The organism is Pseudomonas sp. GG8 (assembly GCF_052976945.1).
This window is the reverse complement of record NZ_JBRIIP010000001.1, coordinates 784,798-805,168: the sequence shown is the minus strand read 5'-3', so window position 1 is coordinate 805,168 and position 20,371 is coordinate 784,798. Positions and strand designations below refer to the sequence as shown.

Here is a 20,371-nt window from a genome sequence, read left to right as displayed (position 1 = left end):
ACGGCAGGAGCGAGTGAATTCGCTCCTGCCGGGTTAGCGGCAGATATCAAAAATGCTGTCTTACTGCTGCGGCGGCTGCTGGTATTGCTGACCCGGAATAGGCTTCAGGTTAACTTCAACCCGACGGTTCTGCGCCCGGCCATTCACGTCGGCGTTGCTGGCAATCGGCTGATCCGGACCTGCGCCACGTACGGACAGGTGAGAAGGGTCGACGCCTTGCGAAGTCAGGTAAGTACTTACGCTTTGCGCACGCTGCTGGGACAGGTCCATGTTGTGCTGACGACTACCGGTACTGTCGGTGTAGCCCACGATTTCAATCATGTTCTGGTTGAACTGCTTCAAGGAGCCCGCCAGATTATTCAGCGGCGAATAGAAGCTGCTGGCAATGGCTGAAGAGTCCGTGGCGAAGGTGATGTTGCCCGGCATGATCAGCTTGATCTGATCACCCTGACGCTGCACCTCGACCCCGGTATTGGCCATGCTTTTGCGCAACTCGGCTTCTTGCTTGTCAGCGTAATAACCGTAACCGGCAGCACTGGCACCAACAACTGCTGCGCCAATCAGCGCCCCCTTGCCACGGTTATCGTGACTGATCGCCGCACCGGCCAGGGCCCCGGCCAGCGCACCCAGGCCACCGTATTTGGCGGTCTTGCTGACACCACCCGAATTATCAGCCTGTCCTTGATTGTCATAAGGATTAGGTGACGCGCACCCGGACAACAAGGCAACAGCAGTAGCGACAAGAATCAAACGACGCGAGGTGAACATTGAGGAACTCCTGTTTAACTTCCTAGGGCTACTTTTTATGGCCGCTTTCGATAACGCAACGAACGTCAGACGCAGACCGTGCGGCGATTAGAGCCTCACTTCAGGAAAAAATTCCATAATCCCGATGTAACAAATTTCACGCCCGAACGTAAGGATTCTGGCGCATCTCGTCGCCCAAGCGTGTCTCGGGGCCATGACCGGTGATCACCGTTGCCTCTTCGTCCAGGCAGTACAAGCGCTGTTTGATCGAACGAACGATGGTCGCCTGATCGCCACCCCACAAATCCGTACGCCCAATCCCGCGCTTGAACAGCGTGTCACCGGCAATCAACAGCTTGTCGTCGGCAAACCAGAAGCTCATCGAACCGGGTGTATGCCCGGGGGTGTGCAACGCCACGCCGCAACCACACGGCAACGCCTCATCATCGGCCAGCCAACGATCCGGCGGCGGTACCGGCGTATAAGGCACACCGAACATCTGGCACTGCATCTCCAGATTGTCCCAGAGGAACTTGTCCTCCCGATGCAAATGCAACGTCGCCCCAGTCTTCTCCTTCATCAATCCGGACGCCAGAAAATGATCCAGATGCGCATGGGTATGAATAATACTGACCACCCTCAGCCCCAATGCCTCCAGCCGAGCCAGAATCAACTCATGATCGCCACCCGGGTCGACCACGATTGCTTGCTTGGTGATGGGGTCGCCGATGATCGTGCAGTTGCACTGCAAAGGACCGACGGGAAAAGTTTCGCGGATGAGTGACGGTTTGGCGACTTGCATGGGGCCTCCCGGGAGATGGATAGACGTAAGTTTGAATTGTAGAGGCCATGCCGTCGAGCGTCGGTTTTCGCCCTCTCCATACCGAGTTCCTCGCCTACAGGCCCGAGGTTTGCATCCGATTGTCCAAGACGCCAGCACGGGCGGGACCAAGGAAAAAACAGCAGGAAAGCTTGCTGATTTTTTTCCACGGCACACCTGACCCGCGCAGTGGTTACAATTGAAAATCAAAAAATAATCACAGCAACCTGTTGATTTATATCGTATAAATTTAAAGACAAAAAAATAAAGCACGACCACTGTTTAGCTTTGTACGCTTTTTCAGGAAGGGCCAGGCTATAATGGCACTATGCGATCACTGCGAGTCAATCACGCCATCAAGCGCGCTCTAAAGGGTGAAGTAATGTCGACTGTTCACCTGAAAGTATCAGGCGTCGTGACGGGTTTTGTTTTCGCGGTCACAAGAATAAAGCCAGCTTACTTGCAGGAAGGCTTGGCTGTACTGAGAAACTGGCGATGCTGAAAAAAATCCCCACCTCTGAACTTGCCCTTGGCATGTACATCCATAAATTCTGTGGTGCATGGGTTGCGCATCCCTTTTGGAAAGGCAGCTTTGAACTCAAAGATGCTCTGGATATTGTACGGATCCAGCAGTCGGCTATTACAGAAGTGTGGGTGGATACCGGCAAGGGTCATCCTCCTGTCACTGACGATAATCCTCAACAGTTCGAGGCGCCTTTCCTTCCGCCCTCTCCACCCATTCCCTTCGTACAGCCCGCGACCATCCCCTCCAGGGTCAGTCTGGATGAAGAGCTGTCCCAGGCCTTAAAGATCTGTGTGCGAGCCAAAGAAGCCGTCGTAAAAATGTTCAGTGACGCAAGACTGGGCCAGGCTATAAAAGTGGAGGATGGCGCTTTTTTGGTGGATGAAATAACCAACTCCATACTTCGCCATCCCCATGCGCTTATCAGTCTGGCGCGCTTGAAAACGTCTGACGACTACACCTACATGCACTCCGTGGCCGTGTGTATATTGATGATTGCGCTGGCCCGACAACTGCAGATGAACGAGGAGCAAGTCCGTGAAGCAGGGATGGCCGGCCTCATGCACGATGTCGGCAAGATGATGATCTCAAGCGCCATCCTCGATAAGGCCGGAAAGCTGACACCCGAGGAGTTCAAACTCGTCCAGAGCCACCCGGAAGAGGGGCTGAAAATTCTGGAGAGGAGCGAGGACGTCAGCACTCACGTGCTTGACGTATGCTTGCATCACCACGAAAAAATCAACGGTTTGGGTTACCCACATGGCCTGGCTGGGGACCAGATCAGTCTGTTTGCCCGAATGGGCGCGGTGTGCGACGTGTATGACGCAGTGACGTCCGAGCGCTCGTATAAAAAGGGCTGGGGTCCTGCACACTCCATTCGCGAAATGGCCTCCTGGAAAGGGCATTTCGATGAAATAGTTTTCCAGAGCTTTGTTAAAACCATCGGCATTTACCCCATTGGCGCTTTAGTCAGCCTGCAAAGCGGTCGCATGGGCGTAGTCATTGAGCAGAATGAACAGTCCCTTCTGACCCCCAAAGTTAAAGTATTCCTGTCAACGCGAAGCAAAATGGCGATTCCCCATAAGATCATTGATCTTGCCTGCCTCGAGGAACCAGACAAAATTGTGCAAATCGAGTTGGCTGAGGACTGGGGCATCACCAACGCTGAAGAGCTCTGGTCTGGCCTCTCACTAGCCGAAGGCAACCTGTTCGGTTGACGTCCTGAATGCTAAGGAACTCCGGGCAGAATGAACTGCGCCCCAGAAGTTGGACACCCATCCAATCTATGGGGGTTTTTTCATGGGCAAATATTCAAAGCAGTTCAAGCTATCCGCCATCACCGCTTTCCTTGAGCTGGTTAAAGGTTTTTCGCCATATAGCCGCTCAGTTTCAGATGGACCCTACCTTGCTCCGTCGTTGGGTGGAGGCCTAAGAACTTTACGGTGAAGCCAACCTCGCCAAGTTGCCCTCACCCCAACAACCCCATCTCCTGCGCCCGTGCCACCGCTTGCGTTCGCCGTTCGACCCCCAGTTTGCTGTTGATGTGGCTGGCGTGGGTTTTTACGGTGTGCAGGGAGATGAACAGCTGTTCGCTGATTTGCTGATTGGAGCAGCCCTGAGCGATGAGTTGGAGCACGGCGAGTTCGCGGGCGCTGAGTTGTTCTGCGCAGTGCAGAGGTTCGCTAGGTTCGCGCAAAGCAACCGCGGGCGGCAACAGTTCCAGTAGCGAATCGCGAACCGCACCCGGTGCGCTTTGCAGCAGTTGTTCTCGCAACCAATCGGGATGCCCGCTCACCAGCCAGTGGAAAGGCAGAAGTGCGCCACCGGTGGCTGCTTGCAAGCTACGGGTGAACAGTGTTCGCGCCTGTGCTTCGCGCGCAGTGCCCAACAGCGGTAGGATTTGCTGGGTCAGTGCGGCGACATAAATAGAGTGGGCACCGGCATTGTGTGCCTGTTGTTCGAGGGCGAGCAGGCGTTGCTCGGATTCGGGCCGCAGCCCTTGGATGCGTTCGAGCACTGCGCGCTGTAATTCGATGTGTTGCGGCAGTTGCGGGTGACACTCCGGTGCGGCAGCGGCCTGATCACCGCCATAGGTTTGCGCCAACCGCACCAACCAGGCGTCGGCGAGGTCGATGCGGCCTTGCAACAACCACAGCTCACATTTGACCAGAGTGATCATGGCCAGGTAGTAGATTGGCGGCACGTCCCAGATGTGCATCAAGCGCTCGGCCTCGCCCAACTCGGCAAAGGCCTCGGCAAAACGGCCGTCGCGCCCGTCTAGCCCTGCGATCACACAGTGGCCGATCAATACGCTGATATCACGACAGGCTCGCGCTTCAGACAACCCGGCCAACAGCCGCGCACGCCCCGCTTCAGGCTGCATGCGCATCGTCAGCAGATAGCCTTCATACAGTGTCAGCCGCGCACGAACAGCATAGAGCCGTTGGGCTGGCAAACCCTTGAGCCGCTCCTGGCCCTGGTGGACTTCGTCCAGCGCACGCAATACCTCGCCACGCGCCTGCAACACCCGCGCCCGATCATAATGGGCAAGGGCTTCAAATAACGGATTGGCGACCCGTTGCGCCAGCTCAAGCGCCTCGCGATTGAGTACCCGGGCGCGCAAGGGGTCACCCTCGGCAATGGCCAGATTAGCCAGCGTCGACAGGCACGTCAGCCGTTGACCGTAACGTTTATGCGGCAGGCTGAGCAGCGCTTCGTTGCAATAGAGCCGGGCCTTGGCACTGTCGCCACGCCCTCGGGCAATAATCCCGCTGAGCGCCAGCCACTGGGCGAGCATGGATTTTTGCGCTGTCGCCGAGGGCGCGGGCAGAAAGCGACTCAAGTGGCTGGCCAACTCTTCAGCGGCATCCAGCTGGCACGCCAGGCCCAGCGCCCAGCTATAGAGCACGATCAAGCGTGGCGTGCTGATCAGCAGACTGTCAGGCAAGTCCATTTTCCAACGCAGCAGCATCCCGACATTCTGCTCGGCCAGCAGTTGCTCTTCGGACAGGTTCTGCACCAGATTGGCAGCGACATCCAGATGCCCCGCACGCAAGGCTTGTTCGACGGCCTCGTCGAGCAGACCCTGGTCGCTGAACCATCGACAGGCATTCAGGTGCAGGCGGGGTTGCTGCGGGCCGGTCTCGGCGCCGGGCCGGGTGCGCAACAAGTCGGAAAACAAATGGTGATAACGAAACCAGCGGCCATGCTCATCCAGCGGCACCAGGAAGACCTGATGCGCTTGCAGATAACGCAGCATTTCGGCGCTGTCATACGTTTCGCGAGCGGCATCGCACAGCTCGATGCAAAAACGCTCCAGGCAGGCGGTATCGTACAAAAACGCCTGAACATCGGTCGGTAGAAAGTCGATCACCTCTTCGAGCAGGTAATCGCGAATCAGCCCTTCCCCGCCATGCAGCGCTTGTGGCAGCGCATTGTCACTGCCCGCTTCAGACGCGGCCAGCAGCCAGAAGCGCAACCCGGCTACCCAACCCTCGCTGCGCAGAATCAGACTTTGCAGCGCTTCACTGTCCAGCGAATTCGAGTGCTGTTCAAGCACCGCCACCGACTCGGCGTTGGTCAGGCGCAAATCCTGCTCATTGAGCTCAAGCAGTTGGCGCGACAGTCGCAGCCGTGCCAGGTGCCAGTTCGGACGCTGACGGCTGGTGACCATCACGATCAGCCCGGCGGGTAAGTGATTGAGGAAAAACTGCAGGCAGCGGTCGAGCACCGGCCCCTGAGCGAGATGGTAATCGTCCAGCACCAGCAGCAGTGGCTTGCTCAGCATCAGGTGCGTGGTCAGCTCGTCAAGCAGGCCATCAAGCCACTCTTCGAATGCAAAGGGTTGATGGCGTTGGCGCATCTTCAACAAACCCAGCGCCTGGGTACCCAGCTGTGGGAAAAATTGTTGCAGACCGGCAAGCAGACGCTCAAGAAAGCGCCCCGGATCACTGTCGCGATGACTCAGCCCCAGCCACAGGCTTTGCCACTGAGCCGGCAGGCTCTGACAAAACTCTACCGCCAGCGAACTCTTGCCAAAACCTGCCGGGGCGCAGACCAACAACAGCCGCCCCGCCAGGCCTGCACTCAAGCGCTCACATAAACGTGGACGCAGTACATAACCTTCGGGCAACGGTGGTCGAAAGAAACGGCCTTCCAGCGCGGTAACCGCGTGGCTGTCAAACCCTTGCAGACGGGACAAATCAGTCATAGCCGGCTCTTATTAAAGTGCTGTTATCGGCATTGCAGATGTCCGCAGACTAGCGGGTACGTCGGTCCTTTTGAAGGAATTTGGCGCATTTTTAGAAAAAGATTACAACAACCTGCATCGCTCCCCGTGAACATAGGGGCTCTCAATAGAAAACGCCCCGAACAGTCGGGGCGTTTTCAGTGTGCGTTTAGCGATGAATCGTTACCGTACGCCAGACTGGCGCAAGGCCGAAGGAGAGAAATCGCTGACGCTCGCCTCGAACTTGAAGTTATAAGCTGCTTTCTCTTCGTTCTTCATACCGAGCGCCAGGTAACGGCCCGATTGCAGATCGTAGAGGGTTTCCAGGGTGTACCACGGCACTTGTACGTTGTAGTAGTTCTGGGAGTGAGCTTCAGCCACACGCCACAGTTGACCACGACCGTCGTAGTGATCGATCACCGCTGCCTGCCAGGTGTCTTCATCGATGAAGAAGTCACGTTTGGCATAGATGTGGCGCTGGCCTTCCTTCAAGGTAGCGGTCACGTGCCAGACACGACGCAGTTCATAGCGCGCCAGATCCTGGTTGATATGACCGGCCTTGATGATGTCGGCATATTTAAGGGTCGGATCATCGAGCTTATAGCTGTCAGAGGCGATGTACATTTCCTGCTTGCCGATCAGTTTCCAGTCGTAACGATCAGGTGCGCCGTTGTACATGTCCAGGTTGTCCGAGGTGCGCAGACCATCTGCTGCGGTACCCGGCCCGTCATAAGACACTTGTGGCGCGCGACGTACGCGACGTTGACCGGCGTTGTACACCCAGGCCATACGCGGTTCTTTTACCTGATCGAGGGTTTCGTGCACCAGCAGTACCCCACCGGCCAGACGTGCGGGCGCGGTTACTTCCTGCTTGAAGTAGAAAAGGATGTTGCTGGTGTCACCGGTTTTCTCATCTTCATCGCCAGACTTGGCTTTCGCATCGTCTGCACCGGATTTTTTCACGTTATCGCGAAAAACGAACTGATCCTTGAAGTAAACCAGGTTGTAGGAGCCATTGGCCTGCGGCGTGGCCTGGGTCACCAGACGCTGAACGCTGCCACCGCGATAACGGGTGATATGGTTCCAGATCACCTCAGAACCGTTTTGCGGGATCGGGAATGGAATCGCCGTCTTGAAGTTCTCAAGGCCGTTACCACCCGCGACCAGTTTGGTCTTGGTCGCGTTGCCTTTGATCGCTGCGAACACGTCATCAGGCACCGTCGCGCCACGATGGGACGGGAAGACCTTCATTTTGAAAGTCTCCGGATAGCGCTTGAACATCGCTATTTGCCCTGGCGCCAGCTTGTCTTTGTACTGATCGACGTTTTGCGCGGTGATCACAAACAGCGGTTGTTCCTGAGCATAGGGGTCAGCAAGGAAACCCTTGCTGTCCACAGCGCCAGCATTTTTTGGCAGCGGGCTCCATGCAGGGATCGTCCCTGCGGCGTTACCGGCCTTTTCGGCGCCCATCGGCGTCAAGGTTGTACCCAGTTTGGCGGCCTCGGATTCCGACACAGCAGCCATCACCCCGGTCGCCAGCAATGACAGACCCAGTACACCGACTTGTAACAGACCCTTTGTCATTTTCATGTTCATAGTCGTCCTGAAAAAAAACCGTATTCTTAGAAGTTCATGCCAACGCTGAGCGCAACAAAATCGCGGTCATCCACAGTGGTGTACTTGCCGTCGAAGAAGTTGGTGTACGAAAGGTTCGCGGTGTAGGTGTTCTGGTATTCGGCATCCAGGCCCAGGCTGATAGCCTTGCGCCCTTCTTCGAAGTTGCCACCAGGACCCGGCGAGTAGCCAGAGACGTCATGCGACCAGGCAATGCTTGGCTTGAGGTTGATACCTGCAAACACACTGTTGTAATCCCAGATCGCACGAGCACGATAGCCCCAGGAGTCAGCCGTGGTGAAGCCATCGTTTTCGCAATAACGCGAGACGTTGTTCTGGGCTGCGCCGGCCAGGGTGCTGGCGTTGAGCGTGGCGCACTGACCATTAGGCAGGGGACCTGGGCCGTAGCTCGGGTCGCGGCCGTAACGGATTTTCGAGGTACTTTCCAGCCCACCGACGTGAGTCCAGCCGACTTCGCCCACGACAGTCAGTCGCTCGGCGCCCATCACCTGATCGAAGAACTGGGTGAAGGTGGTCTGGAACTGGGTAACTTCCTTGCGGCGATAACCCGACTGGTCAGTACCCGGCTTGCCTTGCAGCATCGATACGTTCGGGTTCAACGGCGTAAGACCGGAGTACAGGATATCGGTGGTGTTGAGTTGCACCGGCGCGTTCGGACGGTAGCTGACCTCACCACTCCACGCCGTACCGGTAGGCAGGGTGGTAGAGAAGCTCAGGCCGTACAGACGAATGTCTTCCGGGTATTCAACGTAATAGCTGGAGTTGCCGGCCACGACCAACGGCAGCAGGGTCGGCGCCAAAGCCGCAGCAGTCCGTAGCGGTACGCCATTGCGAGCCAGCGAACCAACCAGGTTGGCTGGGCTATAAGCGCTGGCCGGGGCGCCTTGGCCACTGAAGATCGGGTTGCGGCTGTGGTAATTCATGAAATAGGCACCGAACTCGGTGTCCAGTGGATCGAACATGTAGTGCGTGGCCAGGCCGAACTGGCCGCTGTCGCGGGCGTCACGGTCAGGACCACGACGCACGATTACGCCTTCATCCGGGTTGCCGAAGGTAACGCCCTGGGCCGCCAAGCTATTTGACACAGGTGAACGCAAACTGGCTGGCAACGCGCTATTTAGACCATTTTTGGTTTTCAACACGGCCAGGTTGTTGTTGCAGCCGTCGGCGATCACGTCCGGTTGCGAGAAGAAGGTGCCGCAGTTATCGACAACCGTCTGGTCCCATCCAATTTGATAAAAGCCCTCGGCCGAGAGGTTCTCGGTGATGTTTTGCGAGAGGTAGAACATGTTGACCGGAATCAAGCCTTCCTTGATTTCCGCGCCGGGACGGCGGAAGGCTGACACGTCGACCGGGTTGATGCTGTTGATACCGCCCTGGATGAAGGTACTTTCACCCCAACTGACGACTTGCTTACCCAACCGCACGGAACCTGGTTCATCCCCAATGGAGTAGTTGTGGTAGACGAACGCATCAAGCAGCTCGGCGCCCGACGATTTCGCGGCTTCCTTGCGGCCGCTGTCGCTGATGTTCTTGAAATTGAGATCATCGTCCTTAAGCTTAAAGTCATACCAGTACTTGCCCCGGAGAAACACACCGGTGTCGCCGTATTTCAACTCAAGATCGTGAATGCCCTTGAAGATCTTCGAGAACGTTTCCCCGCTCTTGAAATTCAAATGGCCATCATCGGAGGTCTGCGACAGGCCGTGGCCGCCGTTATTGGAACCGATGAGATTCTTGTTGGGATTCTGCGTAGACCAACTGGCGCCTATCGAAAGCGACGAGTCGAACTGACCTTCGATTTCACCGATGTTGAAACTTACGCCAAATGCCGGACCGGCGAGCGTAGAGGCGAGGCTGACGGCCAGAGGCAATTTCGCCCGGCGCCAGAACTGGTTAACTGATGTCATCGACGCTACTCCATGTGCTTTTATTGTTATGGCAGTGGGCTTTTCCGGGACCGGCTCAAGTGCTCTTGAGTGTTAACGCCATCGGGCAGCCTGGAAGGCTGCGATACGAGGGGGCGTTATAGCCGCTCTTACTAAGACCCTGTACCGACTATAGCCAGCAGGTACGGGCACTTGATCCCTCTAAAGTGTGATTTACAGCGGCAAACCCTCTGGCACGGCTATTTCGACCGACCAGTCACAGCTGGCACCGGGAGAATGGCGTAATTTCAGGATTTGGCAAGACAAGCGCTTGCTTGGGGGCTTGCCGCGCTCAGCGAGCACGGCAAAAGGCACTCAGAGTGTCGAGAGGAAGGTGCTGTTGGTCTTCTGCCACTCGATGATATCCAGGCGAATACGTTTCTTGTCGAGCTTGCCGACACTGGTCTTGGGAATTTCAGTAACAAGGGCAATCTGGCTTGGAATCGCCCACTTATTAATGTGCCCAAGTTCGACAAACGGCTTCAAATGTTCCTTCAGCTCTTTGGCGCCGATGTTGTGCTCTTCGCGTATCACCAATAACGCGAAAGGCCGTTCACCCCATTGCGGATCTACGATACCGACGACTGCTACTTCACGTACCGCTGGATGACGGCTGATCAAATCTTCGAGTGCCAGCGAGGACACCCATTCGCCGCCCGTCTTGATCACGTCCTTGATCCGGTCCCGAATATCGATCACGCCCATGCTGTCCAGCGTCGCGACATCCCCAGTGTGCAGCCAGCCGCCCGCCCACAGCTCGGCGCCTTTTTCCGGCTCGCGGTAATAGCCCTCCGTCAGCCAGGGCGCACGCAGCACCAGTTCGCCCTGAGACTCGCCATCCGCCGGCAGGAAGTTTCCGTCCAGGTCGATGATCGCCGCATCCACCAGCACCCCGGGCACGCCGGCTTTGATCCGATAGGTGATGCGTTCGTCGTCACTGCCGGCCAGCATTTCGTCATTCAAATGTGCGACGGAGATCAGCGGGCAGGTTTCAGACATACCGTAAGCAGCCGTCAACTGAATACCCTTGGCCTTGGCCGCGTCATAGGTCGTACGGTTGAGTGAACTGCCGCCGATGATGATCTTCCAACCGGAGAAGTCCGTGCCCTGAGCTGCTTTGGCGTTGAGCACCATCTGCAGGATGGTCGGTACACAATGGGAGAACGTAACCTTCTCCTTGCGCCATAGCTCAACCAGCAATTCCGGGTCGTAACGACCGGGATAGACCTGCTTGAGCCCGAGCATGGTCGCGGCATAAGGTACGCCCCAGGCATGCACATGGAACATCGGGGTGATCGGCATGTACACGTCATTGGTGCCGAGCAGCCGCACGCTGTCGATACAGCCCATGATCGTCGCCACCCCCATGGTGTGCAGCACCAATTGCCGGTGAGTGAAATACACACCCTTGGGGTTACCCGTGGTACCGGTGGTGTAGAAAGTCGTGGCGACCGAGTTTTCGTCGAAGTCCTCGAACTCATACTGAGTACTCGCAGCCGCCAGCAGGTCCTCGTACTCGCCGATCAGATTGGGCAGATCGGCGGTCTTTTCCGGGGCATCGGTCAGCAGAATAGTGTTCTCGACCGTGGTCAGTTGCCCGGCAATGGCCTGATAGAGCCCCACGAACTCGCTGTTGACCAGCACGAACTTATCTTCGGCGTGGTTCATGGTGTAGAGAATCTGGTCCGGTGACAGGCGCACATTGATGGTGTGGATCACTGCGCCAATCATCGGCACCGCGAACATGCACTCCAGATAACGATGGCTGTCCCAGTCCATCACCGCCACGGTATCCCCGGCCTTGACCCCCGCAGCGGTCAAGACGTTAGCCAGACGGGCAATGCGCTCATTGAGGGTCGGATAGCTGTAACGCAGTTTGTCCCGGTAGACGATCTCGCGAGTTTTTTCGTAACGGCTACCCGACATCAATAGCCGCTTGATCAAAAGAGGGTACTGGTAGGCGCCATCAGCTGGCGGAATGATGCGAGTCTGCAACATAGGAGTCCCTTTTCTGAATGCACATTCTTGGCTTAAAAATATGCACTTTAGAGACCTTGCCAGCCAGCCAAATCAGCCAAAGGGATGATTTGCGGGCGGGCGGGAATGCAGGCGTTGCGCCATCAAGCAGCGATCCGTATCGAGGGATTTTCAGGGGGTACCCAGGCGCAAACAACGCTAAATTCAATTAATCGAGGTAAAGGCCAGTTTCACACCCAGCGCAACCAACACCGCGCCCATTGCCCGATCGAACCAGTGCCCCATCCGTGCAAACCCTGCACGTACGCGCTCCTGGCTGAACAACCGCGCCACCAGACAGAACCAGACGCCCGTCGCGACGGCCAGGTACACGCCATAACCGGCCTGGACCATCAACGGGGTGTGCGGGTTGATGACCACGGTGAACAACGACAGGAAAAACAACGTCGCCTTGGGGTTGAGTCCATTGGTAACGAAACCGCTGGTAAAGGCACCGCGTGCGGTACGTTCGCCCACGGGCAGATTGACGGGTGCATCGGTGGCGCTGGCCGGTTTGGCGCGCAGGGCCTTGATGCCGATGTACAGCAAATACGCGGCCGCCGCCCATTTGAGGGCGTTGAACAATACGATCGACTGCGACACGATCAGACCGATGCCCAGTAACGAATAACCCACATGCACGAAGATCGCGGTGCCGACGCCCATGGCGGTCCAGGTGCCTGCCTTGCGGCCGTGGGTCACGCTTTCGCGCACGACCACGGCGAAGTCCGGGCCGGGACTGGCGACAGCGAGCAGGTGTATCAGGGCAACAGTCAGAAATTCCGTCCAGTACATGGGGCCTCCGTATCGAGCATGTGAGCAATGAGCACTATTGAGTGCTGGCCACATTACGCCTTCGTCCAACCGTGCAAAAGGTACAGTTGGGTGATCGAGTACCCGCACAATCCTTTGCGCCGTGGCGTTCAGGTGTTCGCCGCCCACGGTCAGGCATCTCTAGCCATTAACGGCAGCGCCCCTTCCGCCCAGATAAAAATCATGAATATCTTCACGCTGGGCCAGGAGGTGCGCCGGTCCCTCACTCACCACGTGGCCACTTTCCAGTACGTAGGCGTATTGGGCATAACGTAAAGCGACGTTGATATTCTGTTCGGCGATCAGAAAGCTCACGCCGTCGTGACGATTGAGCTGATCGACGATCTCGAAAATCTCTTCGACAATCTGTGGCGCCAGCCCCATCGAAGGCTCATCCAGTAACACCAGGCGTGGCTCAGCCATCAGCGCACGACCGATGGCGACCATTTGCTGCTCACCACCTGAGGTGTAGCCCGTCAGACTTTTGCGCCGTTCCTTGAGCCGTGGGAAGTAGGCGTAAATGCGCTCAAGACTGGCCTTCAATGCCTGCCGCGACGGTTTGCGCACAAACGCCCCAATCAGTAGATTCTCTTCCACGGTCAGGTGCGCGAAGCAGTGCCTGCCTTCAAGCACTTGCGCCAGACCATTGGCCACCAAATGGCTGGTCGAGCTGCGGGTGATGTTCTGTCCGCGATAGAGAATCTGCCCTTTAACCACCTCCCCACGCTCGGCACTGATCAAGTTGGAAGCAGCTTTGAGGGTTGTGCTCTTGCCCGCGCCATTGGCACCGAGCAAGACCACGACGGCACCTTCGGGCACCTTCAGCGATACGCCCCGAACGGCAAGAATCGCTTTTTCGTACAGGACTTCAATGTTGTCGATTTGCAGGATAGGTGTATCAGCCATGACGCTCTCCAGAGGTGACGAGGCCGAAGCGCATGCAGCCCTCTTCGGCCATAGACGGCTTAAGACTCCTTGCTGCAATCGCGTGGCGCAATGCCTTTTTCTTGCGCGTACTTATGCGAAGAGGCTTCGATGATCGGCCGCAACAACGCACGGTCGGCCTGCACCCAATCACTGATCAGGTTCCATTTCTGACCGTCCCATTGCTGAAAGCGCACGGCACCGCCGCCCTCATGATCCGAGCAGGACAGTTTCAACGGCTGTACCAGGCCCTCGGCACCCAGCGCCTTGAGTCGTGCTTCGTCGATGTTCAGGTGCTCGAAACCCCAGCGAACCTGTTCACCCGTCAGTGGTTTTTTGCCAAATTTCTCCTGAGCGATCCGCACCGCTTCAACGTTGAGAATGCCGTTTACCACACCGAGGTTGTAGTACACCGTGCCAAACCGTTTTGGATCTTCCAGGTTGCCCTTACCCGCATCCAGTACTGACTTCTTGATGCCTTGCAGCACAGGAAAGTCGGTGCCTGAAGGGTGAGTGGTGATGGAAATAAAGCCTTTGGCTGCAGCGCCTGCCGGGGCGGCATCCTCTTCAGAGTTACTCCAGATGTTGCCGATGATGTGGTCTGCCGGGTAACCGACCTTCTGTGCGGTTTTCAATGCGACCGGGTTCATCACCCCCCAGCCACGCAGGATCACCCAGTCAGGCTTGGCCCGACGAATGTTCAGCCACTGTGACTGCTGCTCGTTGCCTGGGTGCGGGACTTCAGCCAGGGTCAGCTCGAAGCCATATTTATCGGCCAGGGTCTGCAACACCTCATTGGTTTCCTTACCGTACGGCGAGCCATGGTAGAGGGTGACAATCTTCTTGCCCTTGAGTTTGTCCAGCCCGCCGGCTTGCTGGCCGATGTAGTTGATGATGGCTGACACTTCTGAATAGGGGTTCAGTTGCAGCGGAAATACGTAGGGGAAGACACTGCCGTCAGTGGAGTCGGTCCGGCCGTGGTTGATGGTAATCAACGGCAACTTGTCTGCGGTCGAGCGCTCCAGCGTCGCATAGGCGATCCCCACCGACAGTGGGTTGGTGGCAGCAGCAGGCGCGCCGTTAAGTCCTTTTTTCAGACGCTCGTAGCACTCAACGCCCTTCTCTACCACGTACTCGGTCTCGCACTCGCTCCAGGTCAGCTTGACCCCGTTCACGCCACCGTTGGCATTGACGTACTGCATGTAGTCGATAAACCCACCAAAAAAGCCGGTACCGCCGGCTGCGTAGGGACCAACCCGATAGCTCTGCAGGGGGAAGTACTGCTCGTTGTCGGCATGCGCAGTCAAGGCTGTAGCGGTCAGGCTCAGCGCCAAAGCGAGGCTTCTGACAAAGGTGCGTTTTAGCATCGGAATTATCCTTATCGAATCAGGGCGATCAGTGTTTAAAGGGTTGGAATGGACGAGCGTCCGGTCACGCGGGGTTCACTCAGTAGCGCAGCGGCCAGAGCCGTGCGCGCTCGCGAAATCGTTGCCAGAGGCGCGCCAGGCCCTCGGGTTCTTTGATCAGAAAGACGATAATCAATGCGCCAAAAATCATTTTCTGAGCATTTTCCAGCTGCCCGGAATCGATCAGGCCTACCGGGAGCAAGCTGACAAGGTTGGAGAGCAGCACCGGGAACAAGACGATAAAAGCAGCACCCAGCAGGTTTCCGAGAATGCTGCCCAGTCCGCCGATAATGATGATGAACAAAATCTGGAACGACCGGTTCAGATCAAAGCCGTGGGGCTCGACCGTTCCCAGGTACGTAAACGCCCACAGCGAACCGGCGATGCCGAGGAAAAACCCGCTGATGGCAAAGGCCAGCAATTTGCTCTTGAGGATGGGAATACCGATCACTGCTGCGGCAGTGTCCATGTCCCGTACCGCCATCCAGTTGCGCCCCAGCTCACTGCGCGCCAGGTTTTTACCCAGCCAGAACATCGCGACCACGATGCCCAGAGTCAGCAGATAACGGCCGACCGGCGTACTGAAATCGATACCCAGGAGGTTCAGCGGCGGCGCAGTGATGACCCCGGACGCGTTGTTATTGGAGAGCCAATCGAACTTGGTCAGCACCCATTCCACAAAAAACTGTGCGGCCAGGGTCGACACCAGCAGGTAAAAACCTTTGATCCGCAAACTGGGCAATCCAAACACGACCGCGACCAGTGCGGCGGCTACACCGCCCAGCGCGATGCTGACCAGCAGCGGCAGACCCGATACGCGCAGTTCAAAATTGTAAGTGGCGAACGCACCGACGGCCATGAAGGCCGCTGACCCCAGCGACAATTGGCCGGCATAGCCCGTCAACAGGTTGAGACCCAGTCCGGCCAGGGACAGCACCAGAAATGGAATGAGAATGGCACTGAACCAATAGTCGTTGCCGATGAAGGGCACACCGATAAACGCAAAGGCCAATAGCAGGACCAGCCCATAACGGTCCTGCCTGAGACGAAACACACGACGGTCCGCCGCATAGGTCGTGCTGAACTGGCCGGCTTCTTTATAGAACATATGTGTTCTCCTTAAACCCGCTCGATGGCACGTTCGCCAAACAGTCCGGCTGGGCGCACCAGCAAGAACAGCAAGGCCAGCACATAGGGAAACCAGTTCTCGAGACCACCCCCGATAACGGGGCCCAGATACACTTCTGCCAACTTCTCCGACGCACCAATGATCAGGCCGCCGATGATCGCGCCGCTGATGGAGGAAAAGCCGCCGATGATCAACACCGGCAACGCTTTGAGAACGATCAGGGAGAGCGAGAACTGGACCCCCAGGCGCGCTCCCCACAGCAGTCCGGCAACCAGCCCGACAAAACCGGCCACCGACCAGACCAATGCCCAGATACGTGGCAGCTTCACCCCTACCGCCAGGGCTGCCAGCGGATCGTCAGCGACTGCACGCAGCGATAAACCGACTCGCGTTTTGTTGAACATGACCGAGAGCACCACCACCAAAAGGGCGGCGGTAGCGGAGGCGAAAAGATCGAACTGCGAGAGGAGCATGCCTTTGATTTCCAGAGGCTCGTCGCTGATGCCCAGCTCCAGGCCATGCACTTGAGAGCCCCAGAGCGACTGGGCGAAACCCTCAATGACGTAAGACAGGCCTAGCGTGGCCATGAACAGAATGATCGGCGGTCGATTGACCAAAGGCCGTAACACGATCCGCTCGACCAACAGCGCCAGCACCACCATCACCGCCAGGCAGATAACAAACGCCAGCCAAAACGGAATGCCGCGCTCGACCAGGCTGACAAACGTCAGCGCAGCAAACAGCACCATGGCTCCCTGGGCGAAATTGAATACGCCCGAGGCTTTGTAGATCAGGACGAAACCAATGGCCACCAGCGAGTACATCACCCCTGCCAGCAGCCCCCCGATCAGTACTTCGAAGAAAAATTCCATGCTCAATCACCTGTTGTTCGGTGCATACGTTGCCCTGCTCCCCGGGTCATTCGAGGGGCCGACTCTTGCCTGGATGTCAGTGTCGAGTGCCGAGATACGCGGCGATTACCTTGGGGTCACGGCGTACCACCTCAGGGGTGCCATCGCCGATCTTGCTGCCGTAGTCGAGCACCACCACATGGTCCGAGATGCCCATCACGACGCCGATATCGTGCTCAATCAGAACCACGGTGGTGCCAAACTCCCGGTTGATGTCGACGATGAAGCGACTCATTTCCTGCTTCTCTTCGGCGTTCATCCCGGCCATGGGCTCGTCCAACAGCAGGAGCGTGGGTTCAGCGGCCAATGCACGACCCAGCTCGACACGCTTTTGCAAGCCGTAAGGCAACTTGCCAACGATCGCGTCACGCCAGGCGTGTATCCGCAGAAACTCGATCACTTGCTCGGCGGCTTCACGCTGGCGGTCGTCTTCAGCCGCAGCACGCCCTAAGCGCAGTGCTTGTTCCACCCAAGTGCTGCGGCGTTTGAGATTGCGACCGCTCAGCACGTTGTCGAGAACACTCATCCCCTTGAACAGCGCAATGTTCTGAAATGTCCGGGCAATGCCTCGTTGCGCGGCGGCGTGCGGGTGCATGCGGCGGTGAACTTCACCGTTGAAACTGATTCGCCCCTCCTGTGCCTGATAAACACCATTGATGACATTGAGCAGCGAGCTCTTGCCGGCACCATTGGGGCCGATCAAGGCACAGATTTCACCGGGGGCGACGGCGAAGCTGATATCGGTGATGGCTTTAACACCCTTGAACGACAGGGAAATATGTTCCAGTTCCAGCAAAGGCCGCGGTACTGCGCGAGTAGCCTGAGACATCGTCGTGCTCCTGATCAGGCCAATTGCGGGCCGTGATTAATCCATCCATCGACCCGCTCTGCTGACGCTCGGGGCCGGGGTTGCCATTGACCCGGGTCTGGCCAGCCCTGGATGTTGATACCCAGCAATGCAAAGAATGCTTTGGTGTTTTCCGGTAACGCGTCACCCACCAGCAGCGCGGCGTGCGTACGGCTAAAGCCGAGGACATCGCGCAACGGTCTGCGGATCAACCAATCGCCCAGCACTCGGCGGACAACACCCGGCCTGCTGGCCAGCGCCCACTCGACCAGATGCCGCTGCCAACTGCCCACGGGCGGCAACCGGGTCAAGACCAGCGCATGCAGGCGACCATAAGTTTCGCGGGTGCCCGCCACCAGGGTCGGCCCCAGTTCGCGACGGTCGTTATCCCGAGTGGCCAAGCTCTCCGGAAAATTCAAACGGAAACCTGCAATCAGCCAGGGGGCCAGTAGATAGCGTGCTTGCCCACCCACGGCGAACGCCCTGGCGGCCAATGCTTCCTCATGAATACCCAACTGCTGAACATCAACCAGATGCCGCCCCTCATTCAACAGTTCGGCATGGCTGATCCGCTGCTGCTCAAGCGTGCCGCCCTCAGCGCGTCGATAAAATGCAAAAGCCGTGTGCTGAGAATGCCCTCGAGTCGGTAACTCCAGATTGGGCACTTGCCCCACCAGACTTGCGTAGGCGACCCACCTGCCCTGTCCATCGGCGTTGCCTGTGACCGTGCGGCCGTCGGCATAGAACACCAATTGCGGGGCCAGGTGCGCGGCGTCCACCCGCTGAAGTTCTTCCAGCCCTTCGGCAAAGATAAAGTCGGGTTGCAGTTGCTCCAGCAAGGCTATTTGCTCTGATGCAGCATCCAGTGGGTCGAGCAGCGCGGCCACGCCGCCGAGCCACTGAGCAGCCAACGTCGCCAGCAAGGCTTCGGGCCGTGGCCGGCTTAGCAGTGTCAGCGTTGCACCCGAGGTAAAACCGCGCAGGTGCAAAGCCGTGGCAAGACTGAGCACCTGTGTGGCGACCTGAGACCAACTGCGCACTTGCCACACACCCAAATGTTTATGGCGCAAAGCGATACCTGCCGGTTGTTGCCCTGCTTGCAACAACAGCCACTCTGGAAGCGTGGTGGGAACCGTCTCCCTATTTTCCATGAACTCAGACATTGCCTTTCCCCGCCCACGTGCCGACTCAGCACCCTCCACAGCGATAGAGCAGCAACCGTGCCAAAGACAAATATCAATGAAAAACAATGAGTTATAAGTATTTAGAAATATCCAGCTGTGCTTCTCACTGCACAAGCTGTTGCGAGACTGTTTGCAGCCGAACAGTTGCGTGTCCCGCCGAATACGGACACCTCACCCAGACGGTCGCGTCAGATACCAGAAATTGATACCTTTCCAGTGCCTCCAGCCATTTCGGGCTGGACCTTATATTTTCGATAAGGCGCCTCATCCCATGAGCAATCATCACAAAGCAGTTTTCCTCGACCATACGTCTCTGGACCTGGGTGATCTTGACCTCAGCGAGCTGCGTGAACACTTCGGCGATTTGCAGTTGCACACCACCAGCACACCGCAACAGGTGATCGAACGCCTGCAAGGCGCGCAGGTAGCGATTACCAACAAAATCATGATCGATGCCGGCACGTTCGCCGCGTGTCCCGATTTGAAGCTGGTGCTGATTTCCGCCACGGGCACCAACAATGTCGACCTGATTGCAGCCCGTAAACATGGAGTTGTAGTCAGCAACTGCCAGGGATATGGAACTGCCTCCGTGGCGCAGCACACACTGATGCTGCTGCTCGCGCTGGCGACCCGCCTGCCGGACTATCAAAACGCGGTGCAGCATGGGGGCTGGCAGCACGCAAAACAGTTCTGCCTGCTGGATTTCCCTATCGTCGAGCTGGAAGGCAAAACCCTCGGCATGCTGGGTTATGGCGAACTAGGCGGCGCAGTCGCGAAGCTGGCCGAAGCCTTTGGCATGCGTGTACTGTTGGGGCAGATACCCGGCCGCCCCGAACGCGATGACCGTGTGCCGTTGCAGGAGCTGCTGCCGCAAGTCGACGCATTGACCCTGCACTGCCCGCTCAACGAACACACCCGTAACATGATCGGCGCCTATGAACTCGGCCTGCTCAAACCCCACGCATTCGTGATCAACACCGCACGCGGTGGCCTGATTGACGAACAAGCGCTCGCCGACGCCTTGCGCAATGGCCATCTGGGTGGTGCAGCGACGGATGTACTGACCGTCGAACCGCCGGTGAACGGCAATCCGCTGTTGGCTGGCGACATTCCGCGCTTGATCGTCACCCCGCACAACGCCTGGGGAAGTCGTGAAGCCCGGCAACGGATCGTCGGCCAACTCAGCGAAAACGCTCAGGCATTTTTCGCCGGCACACCTCGACGGGTCGTGAGCTGACAAGCTCTGTTAGACTTCGCCAC

Annotated in this window: 15 protein-coding genes; 2 read left to right on the top strand and 13 right to left on the bottom strand. The window is 57.5% G+C overall.

Translation table 11 applies throughout. The features are described from left to right. Positions 1 to 60 precede the first annotated feature (60 nt). Together ACVBEG_RS03985 and ACVBEG_RS03980 are read right to left on the bottom strand one after the other, a co-directional pair. Entirely contained in the window at positions 61 to 768 is a 708-nt protein-coding gene (locus ACVBEG_RS03985) for an OmpA family protein (RefSeq protein WP_322177959.1), read from the bottom strand. 136 nt (positions 769 to 904) lie between these two features. After that, on the bottom strand, positions 905 to 1,549 hold the full coding sequence (locus tag ACVBEG_RS03980; RefSeq protein WP_322177958.1) for an MBL fold metallo-hydrolase: 645 nt from the start codon (positions 1,547 to 1,549) through the stop codon (positions 905 to 907). Positions 1,550 to 2,062: 513 nt separating this feature from the next. On the opposite strand from ACVBEG_RS03980, the gene ACVBEG_RS03975 reads away from it, so the two are divergent. Continuing rightward, complete coding sequence (locus ACVBEG_RS03975) at positions 2,063 to 3,307, top strand: HD-GYP domain-containing protein (RefSeq protein ID WP_322177957.1); 1,245 nt, start codon at positions 2,063 to 2,065, stop codon at positions 3,305 to 3,307. A 251-nt stretch (positions 3,308 to 3,558) separates the two neighbouring features. Here ACVBEG_RS03975 and ACVBEG_RS03970 read toward each other — a convergent pair whose 3' ends face one another. The 11 genes from ACVBEG_RS03970 to ACVBEG_RS03920 all read right to left on the bottom strand — a co-directional run bounded on the left by ACVBEG_RS03970 (position 3,559) and on the right by ACVBEG_RS03920 (position 19,090). Next, complete coding sequence (locus tag ACVBEG_RS03970; protein ID WP_447107403.1) at positions 3,559 to 6,300, bottom strand: LuxR C-terminal-related transcriptional regulator; 2,742 nt, start codon at positions 6,298 to 6,300, stop codon at positions 3,559 to 3,561. Between the two features lie 201 nt (positions 6,301 to 6,501). Beyond that, a complete protein-coding gene (locus ACVBEG_RS03965) occupies positions 6,502 to 7,908 on the bottom strand; it encodes a DUF1329 domain-containing protein (protein ID WP_322278404.1) in 1,407 nt (468 codons plus the stop codon). A 32-nt stretch (positions 7,909 to 7,940) separates the two neighbouring features. Further along, positions 7,941 to 9,863, bottom strand: coding sequence for a DUF1302 domain-containing protein (locus ACVBEG_RS03960; protein WP_322177953.1), 1,923 nt, complete (start codon positions 9,861 to 9,863; stop codon positions 7,941 to 7,943). 333 nt (positions 9,864 to 10,196) lie between these two features. Further along, complete coding sequence (locus ACVBEG_RS03955) at positions 10,197 to 11,879, bottom strand: fatty acid--CoA ligase (protein ID WP_322177952.1); 1,683 nt, start codon at positions 11,877 to 11,879, stop codon at positions 10,197 to 10,199. Between the two features lie 183 nt (positions 11,880 to 12,062). After that, positions 12,063 to 12,692 (bottom strand): LysE family translocator, encoded by a 630-nt coding sequence (locus tag ACVBEG_RS03950; RefSeq protein WP_322278403.1) that lies wholly within the window; start codon positions 12,690 to 12,692, stop codon positions 12,063 to 12,065. A gap of 159 nt (positions 12,693 to 12,851) precedes the next feature. Then, a complete protein-coding gene (locus ACVBEG_RS03945) occupies positions 12,852 to 13,616 on the bottom strand; it encodes an ABC transporter ATP-binding protein (RefSeq protein WP_322177950.1) in 765 nt (254 codons plus the stop codon). Between the two features lie 59 nt (positions 13,617 to 13,675). After that, positions 13,676 to 15,001 carry an ABC transporter substrate-binding protein gene (locus tag ACVBEG_RS03940; RefSeq protein ID WP_322177949.1) on the bottom strand — a complete coding sequence of 442 codons (1,326 nt, stop codon included), beginning with the start codon at positions 14,999 to 15,001 and terminating at the stop codon, positions 13,676 to 13,678. Positions 15,002 to 15,080: 79 nt separating this feature from the next. Continuing rightward, positions 15,081 to 16,148: a branched-chain amino acid ABC transporter permease gene (locus ACVBEG_RS03935; protein WP_322177948.1), complete on the bottom strand. Its 1,068-nt coding sequence runs from the start codon at positions 16,146 to 16,148 to the stop codon at positions 15,081 to 15,083. 11 nt (positions 16,149 to 16,159) lie between these two features. Next, on the bottom strand, positions 16,160 to 17,041 hold the full coding sequence (locus ACVBEG_RS03930) for a branched-chain amino acid ABC transporter permease (RefSeq protein WP_322177947.1): 882 nt from the start codon (positions 17,039 to 17,041) through the stop codon (positions 16,160 to 16,162). 76 nt (positions 17,042 to 17,117) lie between these two features. Then, positions 17,118 to 17,909, bottom strand: coding sequence for an ABC transporter ATP-binding protein (locus ACVBEG_RS03925; RefSeq protein WP_322278400.1), 792 nt, complete (start codon positions 17,907 to 17,909; stop codon positions 17,118 to 17,120). Between the two features lie 14 nt (positions 17,910 to 17,923). Next, entirely contained in the window at positions 17,924 to 19,090 is a 1,167-nt protein-coding gene (locus ACVBEG_RS03920; RefSeq protein WP_323565617.1) for an AMP-binding protein, read from the bottom strand. Between the two features lie 292 nt (positions 19,091 to 19,382). On the opposite strand from ACVBEG_RS03920, the gene ACVBEG_RS03915 reads away from it, so the two are divergent. Continuing rightward, entirely contained in the window at positions 19,383 to 20,348 is a 966-nt protein-coding gene (locus ACVBEG_RS03915; RefSeq protein ID WP_322177944.1) for a 2-hydroxyacid dehydrogenase, read from the top strand. The last annotated feature ends 23 nt before the right edge of the window (positions 20,349 to 20,371 follow it).